Origin of the sequence: Aeromonas sp. D3 (assembly GCF_027705025.1) — a bacterium.
Lineage (GTDB): Bacteria > Pseudomonadota > Gammaproteobacteria > Enterobacterales > Aeromonadaceae > Aeromonas > Aeromonas salmonicida.
On record NZ_JAPDBE010000022.1, the window covers coordinates 34,443 to 57,575 of the forward strand.

Genomic DNA, 23,133 nt, shown 5'->3' on the forward strand with positions numbered 1-23,133 from the left:
GGAGCACTTTCATGAGCAAACAGATGAATACATCCATCAAGCACACGCTGGTCTGCGCCGCCCTGTTCAGTGCGCTGGGCGCAACCACCCAGGCCCAGGCCGGTGACGCCAAAAACGTCATTCTCTTTATCGGTGATGGCATGGGCCCCACAGTGCTCACCGCCACCCGACTGTTCAAGGTGGGGGAAGAGGGCAACCTGGAGATGATGAAGCTGCCACGCAGCGCCCGCATCAAGACCTTCTCCAACGATGCCCAAACCACGGATTCGGCCCCCTCCATGGCGGCCTACACCACGGGTGTCAAGATGAACAACGAGGTGATCGCCATGAGCAGCGACACCCTGGCCGTGGCGCCCGGCAAGGATGCCAACGGCAACAAGGGCATCAACAACTGCACCGCCGACAACGGCAAGCCGGCGCCCACCATACTGGAGCTGGCCAAGGCGGCGGGCAAGTCGGTTGGCGCCGTTACCACCACCGAGCTGACCCATGCCACCCCGGCGGCCACCTATTCCCACATCTGTCACAGGGATGCGGCCTATGCCATCGCCGAACAGGCGGTGCCGGGCGGCGCCGGCTTCAACACCGCCCTCGGGGATGGGGTCGATGTGCTGATGGGGGGCGGTGCCAATCACTGGACCCCTTACAGCGCCAGCAATAAAGGTGGCCGCGCCGATGGTCGGGATCTCACCGCCGAGCTGGCCGCTCAGGGATACAACTATGTCACCACCCAGAGCGAGCTGGCCAAGGTCAGCAGCGGCAAGGTGCTGGGTCTGTTCAGCACCAAATCCCACCTCGACTACGAGCTGGACCGCGTCGCCAAGGGGGATGCCAATACCCAGCCGTCCCTGGCCGAAATGACCGCCAAGGCGATCGATCTCTTGAGCCAGAACAGTCAGGGTTACTTCCTGATGGTGGAAGGAGGCCGTATCGATCACGCCCTGCATGGCACCAACGCCAAGCGTGCCCTCACCGATGCGGTGGCACTGGATGAAGCGGTCAAGACGGCGCTGGGCAAGGTGGATCTAAAAGATACGCTGGTCGTAGTGACTGCCGACCATGACCACACCATGACCATCAACGGCTACTCCGCCAAGGGCAACCCTGTGCTGGATCTGGTCAAGAACGGTGATGGCTCGACCCAGAACGACGTGGATGGCAAACCCTTCACGACCCTGGTGTTTGGCAACGGGCCCAACCGCCCCGATGTGCGCCCGACCCTCACCAGCGACGAGGTGATGGGTAACGACTACCTGCAGGAGACAGGGGTCAAGCTGGGCTCCGAGACCCACGGTGGCGGTGACGTCATGCTGTTCGCCGATGGCGCCGGCAGCAACCGTTTCAAGGGCACCCTGGACAATACCAAGGTGTTCGGCAAACTGCGGGAGGCGCTCGGCCTGTAAGCAGCGGGGGCCCAGGTTCATCCTGAGCCCGGGCCCCGGCTCTTTCGAGCGACAGATGATGATGCGATGCTTGCTTCCTTTATTGCTGCTCGGCAGCACCTTCTCTTTTCATGTCCATGCCGATGACACGCCCCCGGATCTCGCCGCCCGGATCAGCTATCAGGACAGGGTCACCAGCAGCGATGGCATAGCCCGGGAGAACCATTGGCAGGAAAAGTGGATACGGGTCGACAACCAGGTATGGAGCCAGCGATTGATCCCCCTGCCCCTGGCCCGTGCCTATCACGCCACCCACGATGCTACCCCTGGCCACAAACACTTTACCCACCAGATGGCGGCGCGCTGGGTGACCCGCGACACGCGCGGTGAGCTGCAACTGCGCTACGCCGACGCCTGGCACAACCAGTTGGTGGAGGTGCCGGTGGAAGAGTATGGTCAGGTGGCCTTCAAACCGGATTGGGAACGGATCCGCTACCTCATCAACCCGGCCCTGTTGCAAGAGATGACCCCGCTCGATGAGGTGGCTCCCGAGCAGGCACGCTGGTATGAAAAACGCGAGGGCAAACAGCGCACCCGCATCCTCTGGTCGAGCCGATGGCAGATACCCCTGGTGGTGGAATCCGCCAGCCTGGACGGTTATCGCAGCTACCGGATGGAGGTCACCCTCAAATCCTTGCCAAAGCAGTTGCCCTGGCTGCAACTGGACGGTTATCAGACTCTGGATCTGCGGGACTTCTTCGACTGATCCTGTCCCCTGAATGGGGTGAGCTGACTTGCGGTAACGGGATGTTACACTCTGTGTACTCATCCCGGATCCGGCCTCTTATGCGCATTCCCGTTTTGCTCCTGCTGCTCTGCACCGCCCTCTTCGCTGGCGCTCAGGCCCACGCCGTCGTGGTGCTTGCTGCCGAGATCCCCCCTTATGTCATTCGCTCCAACCAGGGAGCCCCGAGCGGCATGGCCATAGAGGTACTGGAAGAAGCAGCCCGCCGCCTCAAGGAGCCCTTGACCGTAGAGCTGATGCCGCTGGCACGCGCCCTGAGCCAGACCCGCCATCGCCAGGATGTGTTGCTGCTGCCACCGGCCAGAACCCCCCAGCGTGAACCCCTGTTTCTCTGGATTGCCCCCCTGCTGGACGAAGCCTTCGTGCTGGTGGGCCATCGTCAATTCCACCCGGCGCCACTCACTGTCAAAACATTGCCCGGCCTGACCATAGGGGTGATGCGTGGCTCCCACGGTCAGAACCTGCTCCAGCCGCTTGGTCGGGTGAAGCAGGACCCGGTCACCGACGAGGTCAGCAATGCCAACAAGCTGGCCCGAAACCGCATTCAGGGCTGGGCCGTTGCCTGGAATACTGCCCGTTACAACCAGCAGCAGGCGGGCTTGCCACTGACGGATCTGGTGCGTGGCGATACCCTGCAAGAGAGCACCCTCTATCTTGCCGCCAGCCCCTGCCGACGCGCTGCGTTGGCGCACAACCATTCTGGCCATGCACGACGATGGCAGCCTGGCCCGCATCCTCAAGCAGTACGATTATCAGGCCCCCTGACAACCCTATCAGGATAATTGCCAAAGCAGTCCAGAATGGTTATGGTATCCCCATGAAAGCGTTCAAGATTTTTCCAAGCCAGCTCACACTCCGTTGAGCCCCCGCCCTCGCCCCTGACAGCGAGTCGTTCGGGGGCATCGCCTTCCCGATCTGTTTTTTCGTATCCAATACTCTTTTTGCGACCAGCTTGCCTGCCATCCTGGTCATATAACCCATTGATAAGGAATATCTTATGCAAAAGCCTAATCTTGTGATTTCCAGCCTGGACCTGGATCGTATCGAACAGTTGCTCGGCAACCACCCCCAACACCTGGCACTGCAAGAGGAGCTGGATCGCGCCGAGATGCGCGAACCGGCCGACATGCCGCCGGACGTGGTCACCATGAACAGCACTGTGCGCTTCAAGATGCAAAACAGCGAAAACGAATTTTGCCTGACCCTGGTCTATCCAAAGGATGTGCAGGGGGATGAGTCCAGGATCTCCGTGCTGGCACCAGTCGGCAGCGCCCTGCTGGGGCTGAAGGTGGGCGACAGCATCGCCTGGCCGGGCCCCGCCGGTCGCACCATCCAGGTCGAGATCCTGGAAGTGGTCTACCAACCGGAGCGGGCGGGCGAGCTGCACCGCTAGCTAGCTGCCAACACGGGCAGGGGCAGGCGCCGACCCGACCGCCTTCGGCGGCGGCGCTTGCTCTTGTCCGCTTCCGGTCACCCCTTGACTCTGAGCTATCCCCTCCCCTGATCCCGATCAAGCTTTAGGGCGGGATCCGCCCCTATCTTGACCACAATTTGTGCTTCCCCTTGAGCCCGGGCAAAGCGGCAGGTATCTTGTTGGCCGCGCCAGCACCCTGGCCGCAGATTTCAGGCTGACATCATGATAAAGATTGCCCTCATCGACGATCACCAGATCGTCCGCTCCGGCTTTGCCCAACTGCTCAATCTCGAGCCAGACCTCAAGGTGGTGGCCGAATTCGGCTGCGCCGCCGACGCCCTGGCCGGTTTGCCGGGCAGCGGCGTGCAGCTGTGCGTGTGCGACATCTCAATGCCGGATCAATCCGGACTGGACCTGCTCAAGCGACTGCCTTCCGGCCTTGCCGTGGTGATGTTGTCGGTGCACGACAGCCCGGCGCTGATCGAGCAGGCGTTGCAGGCCGGCGCCAAGGGCTTTCTCTCCAAGCGCTGCAGCCCGGACGAGCTGATCGCCGCTGTGCGCACCGCCGCCCACGGTGGCTGCTACCTGACCCCGGACATAGCCCACAAGCTGGCCTGCAACAGTCAGGATCCCCTCACCAACCGGGAGCGGGAAGTGGCGCAGCTGCTGGCGCGGGGGCTGGAAGTGAAGGCCATCGCCGAGCAGCTGGGACTCTCCCCCAAGACGGTCCACGTGCACCGCGCCAACCTGATGGACAAACTGAAAGTCAGCAACAACGTGGAGCTGGCCCACCGCATGCTGGACAGCTGGTGATCTCCCGGTTTGCCAGCTATGTCGCCATCTCGCTGGCGGCCTGCTTCATCTTTGCCGCGGGCTGGTTTTGCCTGTGGAGCATCAGCCTGCATCTGGCGGGGTCCCCCATACTGGCAGTACTGCTGTTCCCGTTTGGTCTTCGCCTGGGCCTCTTGCTGCAAAGCCCGATCGCCTACTGGCCGCCGCTGCTGCTCAGTGAATCCCTGCTGCTCTACTGGCTCGACAGCGAAGTCGGCCTGCCATCCTGGCCACTTGTTCAGGCGGGTAGCCTGCTCACCCTGCTGCCACTGCTCATCGCCCGCCGCCAGCAGGTGCGCAACGACTGGCAACAACTGCTGGTATTGCTAGCCACCGTGACGGTGGCGGCGCTGCTGCAATCCCTGCTCTGGCATCTGGCCGGGGAAGATGGCCTCACCGCCCTGCTGCTCACCCTGACCGGCGGCCTGACCCTCACCTCCACCTGCATGCTGATCTGGCACTACCTCACCCGTGCTACCTGGGTGCCGCTGGGACCCGCTCTGGTGGATCAACCGGTGGACTGGCGTTTTCGCCATCTGGTCTGGTATCTGCTGCTGTTTGTATTGAGCCTCTGGTTGCAGCTCGGCCTGCCGGACTCGCTGGTGCGCTTCACCCCGTTTTGTCTGGCCATTCCCATCATGGCCATGGCCTGGCGCTACGGCTGGCAGGGGGCCCTGCTCGCCACCCTGATGAACACGGTCGCCCTGATGGCAGGGCAGGCCTGGCACGAACACCCGCTGGATCTGCTGCTCTCCCTGCTGGCCCAGAGCCTGACCGGCCTGCTGCTGGGGGCCGGCATCCAGCGCCAGCGTGAGCTCAATCAGGCACTGACCCGCCAGCTCGCCCATAACCGTCAACTCACAGAGCGGTTGCTGGAAACCGAGGAGAGCATCCGCAAGGAAGTGGCCCGCGAGCTGCACGATGACATAGGCCAGACCATCACGGCTATTCGCACCCAGGCCGGCATAGTACGGCGTCTCGCGCCGGACAATGCCGGGGTCGGCCAGAGCAGCGCCCTCATCGAGACGCTCTCCCTGGGTATTTATGATGCGGTGCGCGGCCTGCTCGGCCGCCTGCGCCCCCGCCAGCTCGACGACATGAGTCTGGAGCAGGCGGTGCGCGGCCTGCTGCGGGAGCTGGAGCTGGAACGCCACGGCATCGTCACCCGGCTCGAGTGGCAGCTGACGGACGAAGGGCTCTCCGACGCCCAGCGGGTCACCCTGTTCCGGGTCTGTCAGGAGGGGCTCAACAACGTGGTGAAGCATGCCAACGCCAGCTCGGTCACCATTCGGGCCCATCGCCAGGCCGAGCGTTTGCTGCTGTTGCTGGAAGACGACGGCTGCGGCTTGCCGGAGCACAGATCTCCCCAGGGTTATGGCCTGCTCGGTATTCGCGAACGAGTGCAGGCACTCGGTGGCAGCCTGCAGCTCTCCTGCATCCACGGCACCCAGCTGACCGTACACCTGCCCAATCGCAAACGGGAAGATCCCCGTGACTGACGCGCCATCCCGGGAGAAGACCGTCTTATGTTGAGCTTTATGAGGAGCGCACCGCCACTGCCGCTCATCCGTGATCAGGCCGAGATCGATGCCAGCTACCGTCACTGGCGACTGCATATTCTGCTGACCATGTACCTGGGCTACGCTGTCTTCTATTTCACCCGCAAGAGCTTCAACTTCGCCATGCCGGACATGCTGGCGGACGGCATGCTGGACAAGTCCGACATCGGCATCTTGTGGACCCTGTTCTACATCACCTACGGCTGCTCCAAGTTCTTCTCCGGCATCATCAGCGACCGGGCCAACCCCCGCTACTTCATGGGGCTGGGGCTGATGGCCACCGGTGTCATCAACATACTGTTCGGCCTGTCGTCATCCCTCTGGCTGTTCGCGGCACTCTGGGTCGCCAACGCCTTCTTTCAGGGCTGGGGCTGGCCCCCCTGCTCCAAGCTGCTCACCAGCTGGTATTCCCGCAGCGAGCGGGGCGTCTGGTGGTCGGTCTGGAACACGGCCCACAACGTGGGTGGGGCGCTCATTCCCCTTATCGTCAGCACCATAGCTCTGCAGCACGGCTGGCGCTACGGCATGATAGTGCCCGGCGTCATCGCCATTCTGGCCGGGCTGTTCTTGTGCTGGCGACTGCGAGATACCCCGAGCGCCATGGGGCTGCCCACGGTCGGGGAGTGGCGCCAGGATGCCATGGAGCTGGCCCAGCAGACTCAGGATGCCGGCCTATCCCATCGCCAGATCTTGCGCAAATACGTGCTTGGCAATCCCTACATCTGGCTGCTTGCCTGCTGCTACGTGCTGGTCTATGTGGTGCGCACCGCCATCAATGACTGGGGCAATCTCTACATGACGGAGCTGCGCGGCTTCAATCTGATGAGCGCCAACTCGGCTATCTCGATGTTCGAGGTGGGGGGCTTTATCGGTGCCCTGGTGGCGGGCTGGGGATCGGACAAGCTGTTCAACGGCAATCGCGGGCCGATGAACCTCATCTTCGCGGTGGGGATACTGCTGGCGGTGGGGTCGCTGTGGCTGATGCCCTTCTTCAGCTATGTGATGCAGGCAGCCTGTTTCTTCACCATAGGTTTCTTCGTGTTCGGCCCCCAGATGCTGATCGGCATGGCGGCAGCCGAGTGCTCCCATAAAAACTCGGCGGGGGCCGCCACCGGCTTCGTCGGCCTGTTTGCCTACATGGGGGCGGCGCTGTCGGGCTATCCGCTGGCCAAGGTGATGGAGATCTGGCACTGGAACGGCTTCTTCGTGGTGATCTCGGTTGCGGCAGGGGTCTCGGCCCTGTTGCTGCTCCCCTTCCTCAAGGCCCAGGCACCACGCCCTCTCGCCGCAGAAGCAGCATGAGCCAGTCCCTTCAGGCCAGTCGGCAGATGCGGTTCTTGCCCTCTCGCTTGGCCTGATAAAGGGCGCTATCGGCCTGGCTGAACAGGGTATCGAAATGCCAGTCGTGCTGGCAGCGCGCCAGCCCCATGCTGACCGTGATGCGGATCCCGCTCAGATCCAGCGCCGCCAGATCTTGCAATATCCGTTCGCAGCGTGCCTGCTGGGCTTGTTCATCCTCTCCGGGCAGCAACAAGACGAATTCTTCCCCACCAAAACGGCTGGCCACCAGCTCAGGTTGAGCGCCGAGATAGGCGCCGACCGCCTCCAGCACCCTGTCCCCTATCTCGTGGCCATGACGATCATTGACCTGCTTGAAGTCATCCAGATCCAGTACGGCCAGCGCGCCGAACTCGCCAATCCGCCGAGCTCCCATCTGCTCCATGAAACCGCGCCGGTTCAACAGACCTGTCAGTGAGTCATGGCTGGCCTGCTGACGCAGGGCCAGGGCCCGGTACTGGGTGCAGAGCAGCAGCACCCCGAAGGTGGAGAGGTAACTGCCCATCAACATGGAGAGAAAGGGCAGCACGTTGACCCCGCTCTGATCCATCAGCACCCTGGCATCCCCTTCCAGCAGGAAGCCCATCCGCATCAGGTTGAAGCCATAAAGCAGGATATTGACCACGGTGAACACCAGCACAGCCGGCAGGTAGGCGGGATAGCCGTGTCGCCAGATGAGAAAGACGATCACGGCCCCCAAAACCATGTAGCTCAGACAGGCCAGCAATACCCGGGGCGCCATATGGTCGTTGAACAAGATGCTCCAGCTCAGGATCAGCACATAGACCAGCATGAACAGCGCGCTGGCACCCCAGCTGAGCGGCTTGCCGAAGAAGCGCTGCAGTGCCAGCGGCATCAGGGCGATACAGACGGTGATCAGCAGATTGGCCAGCCAGATCCCCGCCAGATTGGGCATGAAAGCCTGCAGGGAGAAGAGACTCTGGGCCGCCAGGGCGCACAGGCTCGACCACCACCAGAATCCGAGTCCGGGGATCTCCCTGTGGGTCAACCATATGATGGAGAGGGTGATAAAACCGAGGCTGTAGCCACCCAAGGCCATGACCATGAGGGTGAATACATCCAGCTTGAGCAGTATTGAGGCGTCCATACCCGTGCCACTAAACGAAGGTAACTGAGTATATTTGAAGCGCAAAACAAGACCCAGTGGTGTCTGACTAAATCCTCAATAAAAGTTCACGTATTGCATAAAAATCCGCTAAAAATGCTCCATTGGAATCCCAATTCCATCGCAGTTGAGAAAGTGAGTAACGTTTGGCACTGCCGATGACGAGGCCGGATGTAACAAAGTGTCCCGCTGGCATTTTGGACTTGAACCCGCCCCATTAGATAGATATGTTGTTTTCGTGTGATTTTATGAGTGCAGTCACGGGGGAAAAGCGTCACTAACCTGTTGAGTCATCTGGCACAATCGGAATTTGGTACATTTTTCACTCAGCACACAGGAAATGGAATCTCATATGGGGCTTTTGCCTCAACCAAGACAATAATCCTGTCTTGCCTGTTGCCGGATGCAGCAGTCTCTTGTGCCACGGAGTCGCACGGGATCAGGTTCAAGGCCGAACACACCACCGACAGAGACGTCACTTATGATCAAAAAATTCATTCTCTCTACCTTGCTGCTGTGCGGGCTCGCCAACGCCGCCGCCCCTGCCTCCACCCTGGATGCCGTGCTCGATCGCGGCGTGCTGAGAGTCGGTTTCGACGCCGGCTATCAACCCTTTGAAATGACCAACAAGCAGGGCCAGTACATCGGCTTTGACGTGGATCTCGCCAAGATGGTCGCCAAGGAGATGGGCGTCAAGGTGGAGTTCGTCAACACCGCCTGGGATGGCATCATACCTGCGCTGCTGACCGACAAGTTCGACGTCATCATGGGCGGCATGACAGTCACCCCCCAGCGCAACCTGAGGGTCAACTTTGCCGATCCCTACATAGTCGTGGGCCAGACCATAGTGCTGCGCAAGGACAAGGCCGGCGAGATCAAATCCTTCAGCGATTTGAACGATCCCAAGTACAAAATCGCGGTCAAGCTCGGCACCACAGGCGAGCAGGCGGTCAAACGTCTGATCCCCAAAGCGACCCTGCTGCAGTTTGAAACCCAGGATGACGCCAAGCTGGAAGTGATCAACGGCAAGGTTGACGCCTTCGTCTACGACCTGCCCTACAACGCCATCTTCGCTTCCCAGAATACCGGTGCCGTTGTGCACCTGGACAAGCCGTTCACCTTCGAACCCCTGGCCTGGGCCATCCGCAAGGGTGATCAGGACACCCTCAACTGGTTCAACAACTATCTGCGCCAGATCAAGGGCGATGGCAGCTACGACCGCCTCTACAAGAAGTGGTTCGAATCCAACGCCTGGCTGAACCAGCTCAAGTAACCTCGCAAGGGGCGGCCTGCCGCCCCTTCACGCAGATCCCCACACAATAACTACAAAGAGGTTGCGACAGTGCACAACCCAACAAGACAGATGGAAAAACAACCCAACCAGTTGCTCTGGCACGGCGTCTTCCTGCTGATGCTGCTGGCTGCCGTATTCGGCATCTATAAAGCGGTTCAGTCCGTGGATTACACCTGGCGCTGGGAGCGAATTCCCCAATACATCGCCTATCAGGCGGAGCAGAACAACCTGGCCGAATTTGACGGCACAGTGATCGCCGGCACCACCAGCGCCGAGCAGGGCAAACTGTTCCTGCAAAATGATCTCGACCCCAATCAGCGACAGGCCATCGCCAGCACAGGAGTGAAGGTCACCGAAGGGGACACCATTTTCCGGGGCGATACCCTGGATACCGAACTCACCTGGACCGCGGGCCCCATCGCCTGGGGTGTCTGGGTCACGGTCAAGCTCTCCCTGGTGGCAGGGGTGTTTGCCATCCTGCTCGGCACCCTGGCAGGTCTGGCCCGCCTCTCCCCCAATCCGGCCTTGCGCAATCTGGCTGTCACCTATGTGGAGCTCATTCGCGGCACGCCGCTGCTGGTGCAGATCTTCATCGTCTATTTCTTTATCGGCACTGTGCTGAACCTGGACCGTTTCACCGCCGGGGTGGCGGCACTGGCCGTCTTTACCGGCGCCTATGTGGCCGAAATCGTGCGCGCCGGCATCAGCTCAATCCACAAGGGACAGATGGAAGCGGGCCGCAGCCTGGGGCTCACCTCGGCCCAGACCATGCGCTACGTCATTCTGCCGCAAGCCTTCAAGCGGGTGCTGCCGCCGCTGGCAGGCCAGTTCATCAACCTCATCAAGGACTCCTCCCTGGTGTCTGTCATCTCCATCACGGATCTCACCAAGGCGGGGCGTGAGGTGGTCAGCTCCACCTTCAGCCCGTTCGAGGTGTGGTTCACCGTGGCCCTGCTCTATCTGGTGTTGACCGGCACCCTCTCTTTTCTGGTGCGTCGTCTGGAGGTGAAATATGCACGCAGCAACTAAGCCTGATCCCATCATAAAAGCCAGCGGAGTGGAGAAGATCTACGCCGGTGGTGTGCACGCCCTGAAGAACGTCAGCACGGAAGTCGCCGAAGGGGAAGTGGTGGTGATCGTCGGGCCGAGCGGCTCGGGAAAATCCACGTTTCTGCGAACCCTCAACCAGCTGGAAACCATCAACGACGGCAACATAGTGGTCGATGGCATCTGCCTGACTGAACCGGGTGACGTCAACAAACTGCGGGAAGAGGTGGGCATGGTGTTTCAGTCCTTCAACCTATTCCCCCACCTGAACGTACTGGACAACATCTGCCTCGCCCCGCAGAAGGTGCGCGGGCTGTCGCGCAATGATGCGCGGGACAGGGCCAAGGCCCTGCTGCTGAAAGTGGGATTGTCGAACAAGGCCGAGAGCTATCCGTCCCAGCTCTCCGGCGGCCAGCAACAGCGGGTGGCCATCGCACGGGCGCTTGCCATGCAGCCGCGCATCATGCTGTTTGACGAGCCCACCAGCGCCTTGGACCCCGAGATGGTGGGCGAGGTACTGGACGTCATGAAGGGGCTGGCTCGCGAGGGCATGACAATGGTGGTGGTGACCCACGAGATGGGTTTCGCCCGCGAGGTGGCGGACAGGGTACTGTTTATGGAAAACGGCGAGCTGCTGGTGGATGAAAAGCCCACCGACTTCTTTGACAATCCCCCCTCCCCGCGCCTGCGCCAGTTCCTGAGTCAGGTGCTCTGACGCTGACAGCCGTAGAAAGCAGAAGAGGGAGCCCATGGCTCCCTCTGTTTTTCCAGCACGGACTTGGCCTGCCATCTTAATAGGGCTGGATCCTGCAGCAACACAGGGCCAGGTACTTCGTCCCTGCCAAATCTCACAGCCATCTTATTTGTCACATGAAAACAAATGCTTATCCTAATGCTTTCCATAAGTCCGTCACCAGATGGCGGTGCAATATGTTAATGAAATTTTAAATCCATTCGGTATGCTGGAATACAACTGGTCAAACCGGATGCTCGACATGGATGTGCAACTGCTGCTGCTTTATCTCTCCCCCGTCTTTTTGGCATTTGTCGGCTGGGAGATGCTTTACCTGCGCAAGCACGGGGCGGCCTTTCCCACCGCCACCTACCAGTGGAAGGATCTCTTCGCCAACACCACCCTGGCCCTGATGCATCAGGGGGGCGACGCACTGACGGCCATCGCCATCGCTTACCTGTATGACACCCTGTGGGGCTGGCGGCTGTTTGACATCGAGCTCAATGTCTGGAGCATCTTGCTGCTGTTCCTGCTGCAGGATTGCTGTTACTGGCTGTTCCACTTTGCCAGCCACCATGTGCGCTGGCTGTGGGCCTCCCACGTGGTGCATCACAGCTCGGAGCGACTCAACCTCTCCACCGCCTTTCGCCAGAGCCTGATGTACCCCGTCTCGGGCATGTGGCTGTTCTGGATCCCCATGATCCTCATCGGCTTCCCGCCCCAGGCAGTGGTGGCGACCGTGCTGCTGAGCCTGGGTTTTCAGTTCTTCGTTCACACCCAGGTGGTGGGCAAGCTGGGCTGGCTTGAGTGGGTTTTCAATACCCCCTCCCACCACAGGGTGCACCACGCCAGCAACGCCAAATACATAGACCGCAACTTCGCCGGCGTGCTCATCATCTGGGATCGGCTGTTTGGCACCTTTGTGGAAGAGGATCCCGCCGAGCCATGCCGCTTTGGCATCACCAAACCGGTTCGCAGCTTCAATCCGCTCACCCTCACCTTCCACGAGTGGCGCGACATGCTGCGCGAGGCCCGTGATCTCCCCTGGTCAGAGAAGCTCAAGGTGCTGTTTGGCAAACCGGCCGGCCCCGACAGCGCCTGAGCCAGGGAACAAAGCAAAAAAGAGAGCGCCACCAAGGCGCTCTCTCATTTTGCAAGGATCACGTATCCCCTTTATGGAGAGGCAAATGACCAGAGTGCGGGAATGAGGCTCACCAGGGTTATCCCGGCCAGCAGTCGTTCGCGACCACTGAGCCGCTGATGGTCACCAAGCTGTCGGCGGCTGTAGAGAAACAGCAGCAAGCCCGGCCCGTACAGCAGCAAGGAGAGCAGCAGGTATTCCACACCGGCGGCATAGAGCAGCCAGAGGCCATAACCGCTCGACACCAGTGCCACTGTCCGCATCAGGCCATTGCCCTCGCCACTCAAGGAAAGCTTGAGCAGGAACAGGCCGATCAGCAGATAGGGCACCAGTATCATGGAGGTGGAGATGAGCAGCAGGTTGGTATACCCCTTGCCGAGCAGCCACACCAGCAGCAGGCAGCCCTGCACCGTCAGGCTGGTGAGCCACAGCGATGCTATGGGGGTGCCGTTGCGATTCTGGCGTCGGAAGATGGCCGGGAAGGCACCGTAGCGGGCAGCGCTGTAGGGCACCTCGGCCGAGAACAGGGTCCAGCTCACGTAAGAAGCGAGTACAGAGACGATGAGGCCGACACTGATCAGCACCTTGCCCCAGGAGCCTGTCATCTGGGCCATCAGCCCCGCCATGGAGGGATTGGGCAGAGCCGCCAGCTCGGGTCTGCTCAATATCCCCAGCGCCAGTACCGAGATGAGCACATAAAGCAGCAACGCCAGCACTACCCCCAGCACTGTGGCCGTGCCCACGTCCCGCTTGTTCCTCGCACGGGCCGACAAGACGGCCGCCCCTTCGATGCCGGTAAAGACCCAGAGGGTGATCAACATGGTGTTGCGCACCTGCTCGGAGACCGGCACAGCAAGCGTGCTGCCCCCCTGATCCGTCGCAAAGGTCACAGGGTCAAACCAGTAGCAGGCGAACAGGATGAACAGCAGCAGCGGCAGGCTCTTGGCCAGGGTTGCCACCAGATTGAACAGAGCGGCCTGTTGCACGCCACGGGCCACCAGCAGATGCACGGCCCAGAGGATGCAGGACTCGCCGATAAAGGCCGCCAGGGTATTGCCATCGCCAAACCAAATCTGTTCAGGGGTATCGACGAAGCTGCCAAGGGCGGCGAACGCGATCACCAGGTAACCTACCACACCTATGGTGGCGCACAGCCAGTAGCCCCAGGCGGAGAAAAAACCCACCAGATCGCCAAAGCCTGCGCGGGCATAGCTGTAAATGCCGCCATCGAGATCCGGTCTTAGCCGCGACAGGTAGAGAAAACTCGCGGCGAGTGCCAGTATACCTACCCCGGTCACGCCCCAGCCGATCAGCACGGCGCGGGCACCGGCCACCTCGGCCATGTTCTGGGGCAAGCTGAAGATGCCCGCCCCCACCATGGAGCTGAACACCAGCGCAGTGAGGGACCAGAGGCCTATTTTGCTCTCTTTCATATGCTCTCCTTAGCGCAGCCGGCTGGCCAGTGCCTGAATATGCTCGGGGCCTATGCCGCAGCAGCCGCCAATGAGAGAGGCCCCCACGGCGCGCCAGCGCTCGGCCCAGCCGAGGTAATCCAGCGGCCCAAGATCGGCGCGGATCTCGTCCAGCCCGTCGTTGGCGGTCGCCTCTTTGGGTTGGGGCGGAAACGCATTGGCATAGGCGCCGAGGCGAATATCCCCTCGACCCAGCGCCTGCAAGCTGTCACCGGCCACCGTCAGCGCGGCCTCGATCACCTCGGGCTGACAGCAGTTGAACAGAATGGCGTCCACACCGGCCGATGCCAGTGCGGTGACGGCATCCGCCACCCGCTCACCGGAACGAAGCGCAGGCTCGCAGCCCGGCGCTTCATCTTCCAGCGTGAAGGAGACCCAGAACGGCTTGCCATCCTGTGGCAACAGCGCCTTGAGGGCCAGCGGCTCGGCAATCAGGCTCATGGTTTCGGCCAGCCAGATGTCCACATGGGACGTCAGCGCCCGAATGAGCGGTGTGGCCAGCTCGCCCACTCTGTCCGCCTCGAACAGGTCGGCGCGGTAGGAGCCAAACAGCGGCGGCAAGGATCCTGCGACCTGCACCGAGCCCGGTTGCTCATTGGCAACCTCACGCGCCAGCTGGCCAGCCAGCGCGGCCAGCGCTTCCCCTTCGGCGGCAAATCGCTCGGCACCGATATGAAACGGCACCAGGGCATAACTGTTGGTGGTGATGACACGGGCACCGCTCGCCACATAGGCCTGATGCACTTCGCGCACCGTCTGTGGTGCTTCCATCAGCGCCAGCGCCGACCATTCAGGTTGGCGAAATGGCGCCCCTCGCCGTGCCAGCTCGCGTCCCATGCCACCATCAAGTACCCACAATGCCTGTGTTTCCATCTGTCGTGTCTCTTTGTTGTTCTGTGTTTGTCTGTTTTGTCGATTTGCAGCTTTTTTGCGCTGCCATGCACTCTTTAGCGTTGCTCTGCGGCTGTGCGTCGCCGGGCCCATGGTGGTGAGGCATCCCTATCAACACCAGCCATAAAAACATATAGATGTTTAGACGGCTAAAACAAGATAAAGCAAAGCAGTGCAGGCGGCAATCGGTATCAACAGAAATCAGAACGCAAAGATGAGGAAAGGTAGAAATGAGTGAGGCCACCCAAGGGTGGCCTCACTGCTGTCTGGTTAGCTGGCGGTTTAACGCCCTGCCAGCACTCGCTTGATCTGCTTGGTCCAGTCAGAGACCCGCCCCTGCTGGGGCAATCCCTGCCAGATCTGTGCCCACTGGGCCGGGCTCAGAGGGCGACCGAGACGACGCTGCACACCGGCATAGAGATAGTCGTGGGCCGTGGTGGCAGCCTGGGTCGAGGTGAGAAACTTGGAGACAGGATCAGTCAACCGCACATCCCGCATGCCGAGCAGCGGATAGTCGCTGTGCACCGCCGCCAGCATGGTTTCACGCATGGCAGACTCGATGTAACCACGGGCAAACAGGGCGGTTACCGACTCCAGGGATCCCTGATCCGGGCCGTGGTACTCCTCATCAAAGACCGGACTTGGCTCCACTACGGCGCTTTGTACCACGGCATCGGGATCGGATTGCGGCACAACTTCTGCCTTGGCGGCAACCGGTTTGGCAACGACAACCGCCTTGCGGGGGGCGCTCTGACTGCAAGCGCCCAGCGCCAGGGCAAGCGCCACACAGGCCAGCGCACGGGAATGAGACTGCATCTTCATGACTCCTTGGTAGCTCCTTTACGATTCCTGAGCGGACTTGTCGGTCACTATGGGTTCAACCCGAGTGACCAGCAGCTGGTCGATCTTGTAGCTGTCGATATCCACGACTTCAAATTTGTAGCCCGCGTATTTGACCGAGTCGGTACGCTTGGGGATCTTGCGCAGCATGAACATGATGAAACCGGCGATAGTCTCGTAGTTCTGGCTATCCGGAAACGCCTCTATGTCGAAAGCACGCATCACGTCAGAGATGGGGGTCACGCCATCCACCAGCCAGGAATTTTCATCCCGCTGCACAATCTGCTCTTCCACTACGTGGGTGGCCCACTCACCCATGACGGTACTCATCAGATCGTTCATGGTGACTATCCCCACAACCAGGGCGTACTCGTTCATCACAACGGCGAAGTCACCCCTGTGGTTCTTGAAGTATTCCATCGCCTCGTAGAGGTTGAGGGTATCGGGAATGATGATGACGTTCTGCACCAGGGAGCCGCTGTTGAGATCTATGCTCTGGCCGCTGATGACGCGGATCAGCAACTCTTTGGCATCGACGAAGCCCTTGATGCTGTCGAGGTTGTGGTCACAGACCAGGAACTTGTTGTGGGGGTGCTCGGCGATCTTGGCCTTGATACTCTCTTCACCCTCTTGCAGGGTGAAGTAAATCAGGCTCTCCCGCGCCGTCATGGCGGAGGTCACGCCGAGGGACTGCAACTCGAACACGTTCTCGATGAGCTGATGCTCTTCGCGCTGAATAACGCCCGCCTCAGCGCCCGCATCCATCACTGCATAGATATCGTCGGAGGTGATCTCGTCATTGCGTATCATGGAGACCCGCAGCAGACGGAACAACGCATTCGCCATGCCATTGAAGAACCACACCAGCGGCATCAGCAGGGTCACGCACAGCAGCATGGGGCGTACCACCACAACAGCGATCCGCTCCGGCATGGTCATGGCCAGGCGCTTGGGCATCAGGTCTGCTATCAGGATGAACATGCCAGTGACGAACACGAAGGAGGCGGCAGAACTTATCTGGCCAAGCCAGGGGCCCTGATAGAAGCTGGAGATGAACTCCTTGATGGCCGGATTCAGGGCAGACTCGCCCAGGATACCGCCCAGGATGGCGACAGTGTTGAGGCCAATTTGCACCACGGTAAAGAAATTACCCGGCTGGGCCTGCAGCGCCAACACCTTGGCGGCATGGCGGTTCCCCTCATCGGCCATCACCTGCAATTTGATCTTGCGGGAGGCGGCAAGGGAGATCTCGGAAAGGGAGAAGAACACACTGCCGGCAACCAGCAGCATCAGAAGAAATATACTATCGGCAAAACTCATGATTAACCTATTGCTACACCCGCCTTAGCACAAGACGGCAAACTGGGCCTGGGAGACCAGACCGTGAGTCCATCCGAGACTCACACAGGGGGCATATTCTAGCAGAAAACCGCCATCCGGGTGGCGATATCTTGCTCTGACATGCAGTGCAACAAAAAAGGCGCGAAACGCGCCTTTTTATTCATTTCATCAGCTCTTGCCAAGCAGATCGCTCAGCTCGTCAGCCTTGGTGTGGCGAACGTCCTTGCCCTTGACGTAGTAAACGATGTACTCGCAGATGTGCTGGCAGCGATCGCCGACCCGCTCGATGGCTCGCGCCGCCCACAGTACGTTGAGTACCTGGGGAATGGTGCGCGGATCCTCCATCATGTAGGTCATCAGCTCGCGGATGATGGACTCGTACTCCCGATCTACCTTGTCATCTTCCTTGTAGACGGCGATGGCCGCCTCCAGATCCATGCGGGCAAACGCATCGAGCACGTCGTGCAGCATCTTGATGGTGCGGCGCCCCATGTTCTCGAGGGACACCAGCGGCGGCTGTGGCTTGTTGGCGTTGTCGGTCAGCATGCGGGCTATCTTGTCCGCCACGTCGCCGATGCGTTCCAGATCCGTGATGGTCTTGATGATGGCCATCACCAGACGCAAGTCGGACGCTGTGGGCTGACGCTTGGCGATGATGCGGGTGCACTCTTCGTCGATGGCCACTTCCATGGCGTTGACCTTGTGGTCATTGGCCACTATCTTGCGCGCCGCATCCAGATCCTGATCGTGGATGGCGGCAATGGCGTCGGTAAGCTGTTGCTCCACCAGACCGCCCATCACCAGCACCTGATTGCGCACATTCTCAAGCTCGGCATTGAACTGACCGGAGATGTGTTTATTGAGGTTCATATTGTCCATACAAATAATCCTTGATGCTCCGATTATGCCTTAGCCGTTGAACTGGCCGGTAATCTGTTGCTTGCTGTTCATATCAATCACCTTATTGCACCAACCTTGCCTTAGCCGTAGCGACCCGTGATGTAATCTTCGGTCTTTTTCTTGGCCGGTGTGGTGAAGATAGTGTTGGTGTCCGCATATTCGATGAGCTCGCCCATGTACATGAACGCCGTCTGATCCGACACTCGCGCAGCCTGCTGCATGTTGTGTGTCACGATCACCACTGTGAACTGGCTCTTGAGCTCGTTGATCAGCTCCTCGATGGTAAGCGTCGAAATCGGGTCGAGGGCCGAGGTGGGTTCATCCAGCAACAAGACTTCCGGCTCGATGGCGATGGCCCGGGCAATCACCAGACGCTGCTGCTGACCACCGGAGAGACCGAATGCATTGTCATGCAGTCGATCCTTCACCTCTTCCCACAAGGCAGCGCCACGCAGTGAACGCTCGGCGGCCTCGTCCAGGGTGCGTCTGTCGTTGATGCCCTGCAGCCGCAGACCATAAACCACGTTCTCGTAGATGGATTTGGGGAAGGGGTTCGGACGCTGGAACACCATGCCGACCTGACGACGCAGGGCGGAGACATCCACTCCCTTGTCATAAATGTTGTGGCCGTGCAGCTGGATTTCACCCTCGATGCGGCAGATCTCCACCAGATCATTCATCCGGTTGATGCAGCGCAACAGGGTCGACTTGCCGCAGCCGGACGGACCTATGAAGGCCGTCACCTGCCCTTTCGGGATCTTCATGTTGACGTTGAACAGCGCCTGCTTGTTGCCGTAGTAGAGGTTGAGATCCTTCACCTCCAGCGCTGTCTGCTCCGGGGTCAGGTTGAGCAGGTCCAGCGCTGTGTGCTGAGTGGATGTGGTCGATACGTTGATCATCTGTTACCTCAAAATCAGTCTGGAGTGGCCGGACTCTTGCCAGCGACCGCCATGATTGCTACTGACAGATGGCGGCACTCTCTGAACCGCGCATCTGTTTTCTCGATCTTGTCTCAAGGACGCCGGATTAATGCTCCAGCGACCGGAATTTTTCACGCAAGTGGTTACGAATGCCGATGGCCGTCAGGTTGAGGCCGACGATCACCGTCACCAGCAGGAAGGAGGTGGCATACACCAGCGGCCGCGCCGCTTCGACGTTCGGACTCTGGAATCCCACATCATAGATGTGGAAGCCCAGGTGCATGAACTTGCGTTCCACATGCAGGTACGGGAAGTTGCCATCCATCGGCAGGGTCGGCGCCAGTTTCACCACCCCCACCAGCATCAGCGGTGCCACTTCACCGGCGGCCCGGGCTATCGCCAGGATAAGGCCGGTCATGATGGCCGGGCTCGCCATGGGCAGCACGATACGCCACAGGGTTTCGGCCTGGGTGGCCCCCAGCGCCAGCGACCCCTGACGGATGGTGCTGGGAATACGGGACAGTCCCTCTTCGGTAGAGACGATCACCACCGGCAGGGTCAGGATGGCCAGGGTCAGTGCCGACCAGATGACACCGGGTGAGCCAAAGGTCGGGCTTGGCAGCGCCTCCGGGTAGAACAGCTGATCCAGCGAGCCACCCAGGGTATAGACAAAGAAGCCCAGACCAAACACGCCGTAGACGATGGAGGGCACACCCGCCAGGTTGATCACAGCGATGCGGATAAGCTTGGTCAGGCTGTTCTTGCCCGCATACTCGTGCAGGTAGACCGCCGCCACTACACCGAGGGGCGTGACGATGATCGCCATCAGGATCACCATGAAGACGGTGCCGAAGATGGCCGGGAATACACCGCCTTCCGTGTTGGCCTCGCGAGGCTCACCCGTGACGAACTTGCCTATCTGATGGAACCAGTGGCCCACCTTGGCAGGCAACCCCATGGCGTTGGGCCAGGTCACATCCAGTACCTTGGACATGGGCATGGTCACCAGCTCACCACGCATGTCCTTGACTGTGATGGCATCACGATCCGCTTGGGCTCGCAGGGAAAAGAGTTCCTTTTCCAATATTTGATAGCGGTCGTTGAGTGCCTTGCGCTCTTCGACCAGCTCGGCTTTAAGCTGATCGGTCAGCTCATCATTGAGCTCGGCTTTGCGCTCTTTGAGACGCAACTTCTCCAACTGGTAGTTGATTGATCCTATGGCACCTTTTTGCAGCTTGCTGGCCTGCTCGGAGAGGCCGTTGCTGCGAGCCAGCATCCTCTTGAGTACCTTGTGCAGATCCTGCTCGTGGAGCACGCCATCTTCCTTGGCCTGCACCACATAACCATAGAAGTTACCATTGGTGGTACGTTCAATCACCGCCATCTCGGCAGGCAGTGACTGGGACTTGATGTCAGTCTCCAGCACCCAGCGGAAATCGAGGTCGACGAACTCACGGTTGCCGGTCTTGACCAGATAGCGGGTCAACACCTCGCGATCTTCACCTTCCAGCGGAATACCCGCAGCCCGTAGCCGCTCCACCGGCACCAGCTCGCTGTCATTGATTTCACCGATCAAGACGCTCTTGTTGCCGCTGACATCTTGGATCTGCCACTCATAGATGGGGTGAGGCCAGAAATAGATCAGACCACGCCAGCCGATGAGCAGCAACAGACCCAGTACCGCCACCAGACTCAGGCTGACTGCACCGCCTGTCATCCAGATCCAGGGGGCCCCTGACTTAAACCACTTACCCATTGTCGATTCCTTGCCCGTTACATGGAGCTGTATTTTTCACGCAACCGCTGACGCACGAACTCGGCCAGGGTGTTGAAGAAAAAGGTGAACACAAACAGTACGAAGGCCGCGAGGAACAGTACCCGGTAGTGGGAGCTGCCCACTTCCGATTCCGGCATCTCCACCGCTATGTTGGCAGCCAGGGTTCGCAGTCCCTGGAACATGGAGAAGTCCATGATGGGGGTATTGCCGGTCGCCATCAGCACTATCATGGTCTCGCCCACGGCGCGGCCAAGACCCATCATCACTGCCGAGAAGATGCCCGGGCTGGCGGTGAGGATCACCACACGGCTCAGTGTCTGCCACGTAGTGGCACCCAGTGCCAGCGATCCTTGAGTCAGATGCTTAGGCACGGAGAAGACAGCGTCTTCGGCGATGGAGAAGATGGTGGGGATGACCGCAAAGCCCATGGCGATACCAACCACCAGGGAGTTGCGCTGGTCAAACTTTATCCCCATTTCATGGGTCAGCCAGCTACGGGTATCCCCGCCAAAGAAGGCATTTTCCACCACAGGACTCAGGGTCAACGACAACCAGCCGACCAGCAGCACCACGGGGATCAGCAAGACAGCCTGGCTCCCTTCCGGCACGCACTGCTTGAGCTTGCCCGGCAGCAGATGCCAGGCCAGGGCGGCCAGCAACATCCCCATCGGCAGCATCACCAGCATCATGAAGATCCCTGGCAGGTAATCCTCGACAATGGGTGCCAGCCACAGACCAGCCAGAAAACCGAGGATAACGGTTGGCAGTGCCTCCATGATTTCTATGGTCGGCTTGACAAACTTGCGCATGCCGGCAGACATGAAATAAGCGGTATAGATGGCGCCGGCGACCCCCAGCGGGACCGCAAACATCATGGCGTAGAATGCCGCCTTCAGCGTGCCGAACGAAATGGGGATCAGGCTCAGCTTGGCTTCGAAATCGTTGCTGGCAGAGGTGGATTGCCACACATACATGGGCTCCGGGTAGCCTTCATACCACACCTCTTGCCACAGGGCAGACCAGGTCACTTCAGGGTGATCATTCTCGACCGCAAACAGCTTGAAGGTATCGTCCTGCTGCATCAGCAGCACGTTGTGGCGGGGCGAGATGGCCAGCGCCAACAGTGCGCCCCCCTCTATCTTCTCGCTCAGCAGCTTGCTCTCGCCGGTGGCGTGGAAGAAGCTGATGGTGCCATCCTTGCCTGCGCTGACAAAGCCCTTGCGAAAGTGCTCCGGGGTCAGCAGATCCACAGGGCCATCGCCTTTGAAATCACGGATCTGGGTGAACTGACGCTTGCCATCCTTGGCCACTTCGAACCACTGGGAGATGACACCGTTGTCGTTGCCCACCAGTAAAGAGGAGGCACCGGCGAGCAGCTCAATCCGGGTCACATTGGCATTGGGGGCGTTGATCTCCAGCACGTTGCGCAGGGCGATATTATTGAGGTTGTGGATGTCGTAGACAGAGAGGCGGTTGCCCTCACGCACAAACAGGATGCGCAAGTTGGGGGTCAGCAGCATCTGATCCACATGGCTCGGCAGAGAAGGAATGCTGTAGTTCTGGGCGCTCCACTCCACGTCGCCGGAGATGAAGTTCTCCTCGCCGCTCATCACCGTCATCACGCCGCGACCATCTTCGGTCACGGCGGCGGTGGCCATCTTGTCCTTGGTGGCTTCGAATACCATGAACTGCAGCGCCTTGCCTTGGGGATCGATCACTACCGGCTCTTCGCCGAAGGGATATCTCAGGCTGGGCTCGATGACCCGCACGTCATTGGGGTAGGACACCTTGAAATGGGGCTCCATGACCAGAGCCTTGCCATCGGCAAAACCGTAGGCGATGAGCTTCTGACCCGGCGCCGGGCTGGTGACAGTCGTGATGTCACCGGCAACCTGGGCCTGACCAATGGCTTGTCCCACCTTGACCTTGCCATCTCCCTGAAGAGCAAAGAAGTTGACCAGCCCCTTATCGCTGAAGCGATAGCCAATCTCGTTCTGCTCCTCCATCCCGAGCCAGGCAGTCTTGCCCGCAATGGGCAGGGTAAACGATGCGGTCGGCTCCATGGTGGCGCCATTGAAAATAGGTTTCACCACATACAGCAGATAGAAAAAAATGAGCAACAAGGCCACCAGCACCAGGGCACCGCCTGTGGTGACCCCGAACTTGGCCAACTTATCCTTGATCCGGCGTTTTCTACTGCCCGCCATGACCAGGTTGATCGATTCCGATGACATGCAAAACCTCAATGTGAGCTAGGCTTGGCGGCATTATATGGCGGTTGCATGACAGTTTTGTTACATCAAAGCCCCTTGAGCAGAGCTT

At 59.9% G+C, this 23,133-nt stretch carries 19 protein-coding genes and 1 pseudogene; 11 read left to right on the forward strand and 9 right to left on the reverse strand.

The annotated features are described in order from the left end of the window. The first annotated feature begins 11 nt into the window (after nt 1-11). The 7 genes and pseudogenes from OKC28_RS13695 to OKC28_RS13725 all read left to right on the forward strand — a co-directional run bounded on the left by OKC28_RS13695 (nt 12) and on the right by OKC28_RS13725 (nt 7,293). A complete protein-coding gene (locus OKC28_RS13695; RefSeq protein ID WP_270689774.1) occupies nt 12-1,403 on the forward strand; it encodes an alkaline phosphatase in 1,392 nt (463 codons plus the stop codon). Between the two features lie 58 nt (nt 1,404-1,461). Continuing rightward, on the forward strand, nt 1,462-2,148 hold the full coding sequence (locus tag OKC28_RS13700; protein WP_034523860.1) for a hypothetical protein: 687 nt from the start codon (nt 1,462-1,464) through the stop codon (nt 2,146-2,148). A gap of 41 nt (nt 2,149-2,189) precedes the next feature. Beyond that, nucleotides 2,190-2,952: pseudogene (locus tag OKC28_RS13705) on the forward strand (substrate-binding periplasmic protein). Nucleotides 2,953-3,184: 232 nt separating this feature from the next. Next, complete coding sequence (rnk, locus tag OKC28_RS13710; RefSeq protein WP_005320129.1) at nt 3,185-3,580, forward strand: nucleoside diphosphate kinase regulator; 396 nt, start codon at nt 3,185-3,187, stop codon at nt 3,578-3,580. A 243-nt stretch (nt 3,581-3,823) separates the two neighbouring features. Continuing rightward, nucleotides 3,824-4,414, forward strand: a complete 591-nt coding sequence (uhpA, locus tag OKC28_RS13715; RefSeq protein WP_021139640.1) for a transcriptional regulator UhpA — start codon at nt 3,824-3,826, stop codon at nt 4,412-4,414. Next, nucleotides 4,411-5,931, forward strand: coding sequence for a signal transduction histidine-protein kinase/phosphatase UhpB (gene uhpB / locus OKC28_RS13720; protein ID WP_096118236.1), 1,521 nt, complete (start codon nt 4,411-4,413; stop codon nt 5,929-5,931). Before uhpA ends, uhpB begins: the two co-directional genes overlap by 4 nt. Before the next feature lie 27 nt (nt 5,932-5,958). After that, nucleotides 5,959-7,293: an MFS transporter gene (locus OKC28_RS13725; protein WP_270689778.1), complete on the forward strand. Its 1,335-nt coding sequence runs from the start codon at nt 5,959-5,961 to the stop codon at nt 7,291-7,293. Between the two features lie 10 nt (nt 7,294-7,303). On the opposite strand, the gene OKC28_RS13730 is transcribed toward OKC28_RS13725, so the two are convergent. Next, the gene (locus OKC28_RS13730) at nt 7,304-8,437 is read right to left on the reverse strand and encodes a GGDEF domain-containing protein (RefSeq protein ID WP_059112614.1); all 1,134 of its coding nucleotides are present in this window, start codon (nt 8,435-8,437) and stop codon (nt 7,304-7,306) included. Nucleotides 8,438-8,936: 499 nt separating this feature from the next. On the opposite strand from OKC28_RS13730, the gene OKC28_RS13735 reads away from it, so the two are divergent. The 4 genes from OKC28_RS13735 (at nt 8,937) to OKC28_RS13750 (ending at nt 12,631) form a co-directional block, all read left to right on the forward strand. Beyond that, nucleotides 8,937-9,728: a transporter substrate-binding domain-containing protein gene (locus OKC28_RS13735; protein WP_169045781.1), complete on the forward strand. Its 792-nt coding sequence runs from the start codon at nt 8,937-8,939 to the stop codon at nt 9,726-9,728. Between the two features lie 90 nt (nt 9,729-9,818). Further along, the gene (locus tag OKC28_RS13740; RefSeq protein WP_005320135.1) at nt 9,819-10,778 is read left to right on the forward strand and encodes an amino acid ABC transporter permease; all 960 of its coding nucleotides are present in this window, start codon (nt 9,819-9,821) and stop codon (nt 10,776-10,778) included. Then, on the forward strand, nt 10,762-11,511 hold the full coding sequence (locus OKC28_RS13745; RefSeq protein ID WP_005320136.1) for an amino acid ABC transporter ATP-binding protein: 750 nt from the start codon (nt 10,762-10,764) through the stop codon (nt 11,509-11,511). The genes OKC28_RS13740 and OKC28_RS13745 overlap by 17 nt, the downstream gene beginning before the upstream one ends. 280 nt (nt 11,512-11,791) lie before the next feature. Then, complete coding sequence (locus OKC28_RS13750) at nt 11,792-12,631, forward strand: sterol desaturase family protein (protein WP_270689816.1); 840 nt, start codon at nt 11,792-11,794, stop codon at nt 12,629-12,631. A 71-nt stretch (nt 12,632-12,702) separates the two neighbouring features. Here OKC28_RS13750 and OKC28_RS13755 read toward each other — a convergent pair whose 3' ends face one another. The 8 genes from OKC28_RS13755 to OKC28_RS13790 all read right to left on the reverse strand — a co-directional run bounded on the left by OKC28_RS13755 (nt 12,703) and on the right by OKC28_RS13790 (nt 23,045). After that, nucleotides 12,703-14,103 carry a basic amino acid/polyamine antiporter gene (locus OKC28_RS13755; protein ID WP_270689783.1) on the reverse strand — a complete coding sequence of 467 codons (1,401 nt, stop codon included), beginning with the start codon at nt 14,101-14,103 and terminating at the stop codon, nt 12,703-12,705. A gap of 9 nt (nt 14,104-14,112) precedes the next feature. Beyond that, nucleotides 14,113-15,015, reverse strand: a complete 903-nt coding sequence (locus OKC28_RS13760) for a homocysteine S-methyltransferase family protein (RefSeq protein ID WP_270689785.1) — start codon at nt 15,013-15,015, stop codon at nt 14,113-14,115. 300 nt (nt 15,016-15,315) lie between these two features. Further along, nucleotides 15,316-15,855, reverse strand: a complete 540-nt coding sequence (locus tag OKC28_RS13765; protein WP_005320140.1) for a hypothetical protein — start codon at nt 15,853-15,855, stop codon at nt 15,316-15,318. Between the two features lie 18 nt (nt 15,856-15,873). Next, complete coding sequence (locus tag OKC28_RS13770) at nt 15,874-17,193, reverse strand: hemolysin family protein (RefSeq protein WP_021139220.1); 1,320 nt, start codon at nt 17,191-17,193, stop codon at nt 15,874-15,876. Nucleotides 17,194-17,382: 189 nt separating this feature from the next. Further along, nucleotides 17,383-18,093 (reverse strand): phosphate signaling complex protein PhoU, encoded by a 711-nt coding sequence (gene phoU / locus OKC28_RS13775; protein ID WP_011898554.1) that lies wholly within the window; start codon nt 18,091-18,093, stop codon nt 17,383-17,385. A 101-nt stretch (nt 18,094-18,194) separates the two neighbouring features. Continuing rightward, entirely contained in the window at nt 18,195-19,013 is an 819-nt protein-coding gene (gene pstB / locus OKC28_RS13780; protein WP_270689788.1) for a phosphate ABC transporter ATP-binding protein PstB, read from the reverse strand. A gap of 127 nt (nt 19,014-19,140) precedes the next feature. After that, nucleotides 19,141-20,790 (reverse strand): phosphate ABC transporter permease PstA, encoded by a 1,650-nt coding sequence (gene pstA, locus OKC28_RS13785; protein WP_099993822.1) that lies wholly within the window; start codon nt 20,788-20,790, stop codon nt 19,141-19,143. Between the two features lie 17 nt (nt 20,791-20,807). Beyond that, nucleotides 20,808-23,045 (reverse strand): ABC transporter permease subunit, encoded by a 2,238-nt coding sequence (locus OKC28_RS13790; RefSeq protein ID WP_270689790.1) that lies wholly within the window; start codon nt 23,043-23,045, stop codon nt 20,808-20,810. Nucleotides 23,046-23,133: the final 88 nt, after the last annotated feature.

Bases quoted from the DNA above. Each gene is read 5' to 3' on its own strand.
- OKC28_RS13695 (WP_270689774.1), top strand. From the start codon at position 12: ATGAGCAAACAGATGAATACATCCATCAAGCACACGCTGGTCTGCGCC.
- OKC28_RS13700 (WP_034523860.1), top strand. From the start codon at position 1,462: ATGATGCGATGCTTGCTTCCTTTATTGCTGCTCGGCAGCACCTTCTCT.
- rnk (WP_005320129.1), top strand. From the start codon at position 3,185: ATGCAAAAGCCTAATCTTGTGATTTCCAGCCTGGACCTGGATCGTATC.
- uhpA (WP_021139640.1), top strand. From the start codon at position 3,824: ATGATAAAGATTGCCCTCATCGACGATCACCAGATCGTCCGCTCCGGC.
- OKC28_RS13725 (WP_270689778.1), top strand. From the start codon at position 5,959: ATGTTGAGCTTTATGAGGAGCGCACCGCCACTGCCGCTCATCCGTGAT.
- OKC28_RS13730 (WP_059112614.1), bottom strand. From the start codon at position 8,437: ATGGACGCCTCAATACTGCTCAAGCTGGATGTATTCACCCTCATGGTC.
- OKC28_RS13735 (WP_169045781.1), top strand. From the start codon at position 8,937: ATGATCAAAAAATTCATTCTCTCTACCTTGCTGCTGTGCGGGCTCGCC.
- OKC28_RS13740 (WP_005320135.1), top strand. From the start codon at position 9,819: ATGGAAAAACAACCCAACCAGTTGCTCTGGCACGGCGTCTTCCTGCTG.
- OKC28_RS13745 (WP_005320136.1), top strand. From the start codon at position 10,762: ATGCACGCAGCAACTAAGCCTGATCCCATCATAAAAGCCAGCGGAGTG.
- OKC28_RS13750 (WP_270689816.1), top strand. From the start codon at position 11,792: ATGGATGTGCAACTGCTGCTGCTTTATCTCTCCCCCGTCTTTTTGGCA.
- OKC28_RS13755 (WP_270689783.1), bottom strand. From the start codon at position 14,103: ATGAAAGAGAGCAAAATAGGCCTCTGGTCCCTCACTGCGCTGGTGTTC.
- OKC28_RS13760 (WP_270689785.1), bottom strand. From the start codon at position 15,015: ATGGAAACACAGGCATTGTGGGTACTTGATGGTGGCATGGGACGCGAG.
- OKC28_RS13765 (WP_005320140.1), bottom strand. From the start codon at position 15,855: ATGAAGATGCAGTCTCATTCCCGTGCGCTGGCCTGTGTGGCGCTTGCC.
- OKC28_RS13770 (WP_021139220.1), bottom strand. From the start codon at position 17,193: ATGAGTTTTGCCGATAGTATATTTCTTCTGATGCTGCTGGTTGCCGGC.
- phoU (WP_011898554.1), bottom strand. From the start codon at position 18,093: ATGGACAATATGAACCTCAATAAACACATCTCCGGTCAGTTCAATGCC.
- pstB (WP_270689788.1), bottom strand. From the start codon at position 19,013: ATGATCAACGTATCGACCACATCCACTCAGCACACAGCGCTGGACCTG.
- pstA (WP_099993822.1), bottom strand. From the start codon at position 20,790: ATGGGTAAGTGGTTTAAGTCAGGGGCCCCCTGGATCTGGATGACAGGC.
- OKC28_RS13790 (WP_270689790.1), bottom strand. From the start codon at position 23,045: ATGTCATCGGAATCGATCAACCTGGTCATGGCGGGCAGTAGAAAACGC.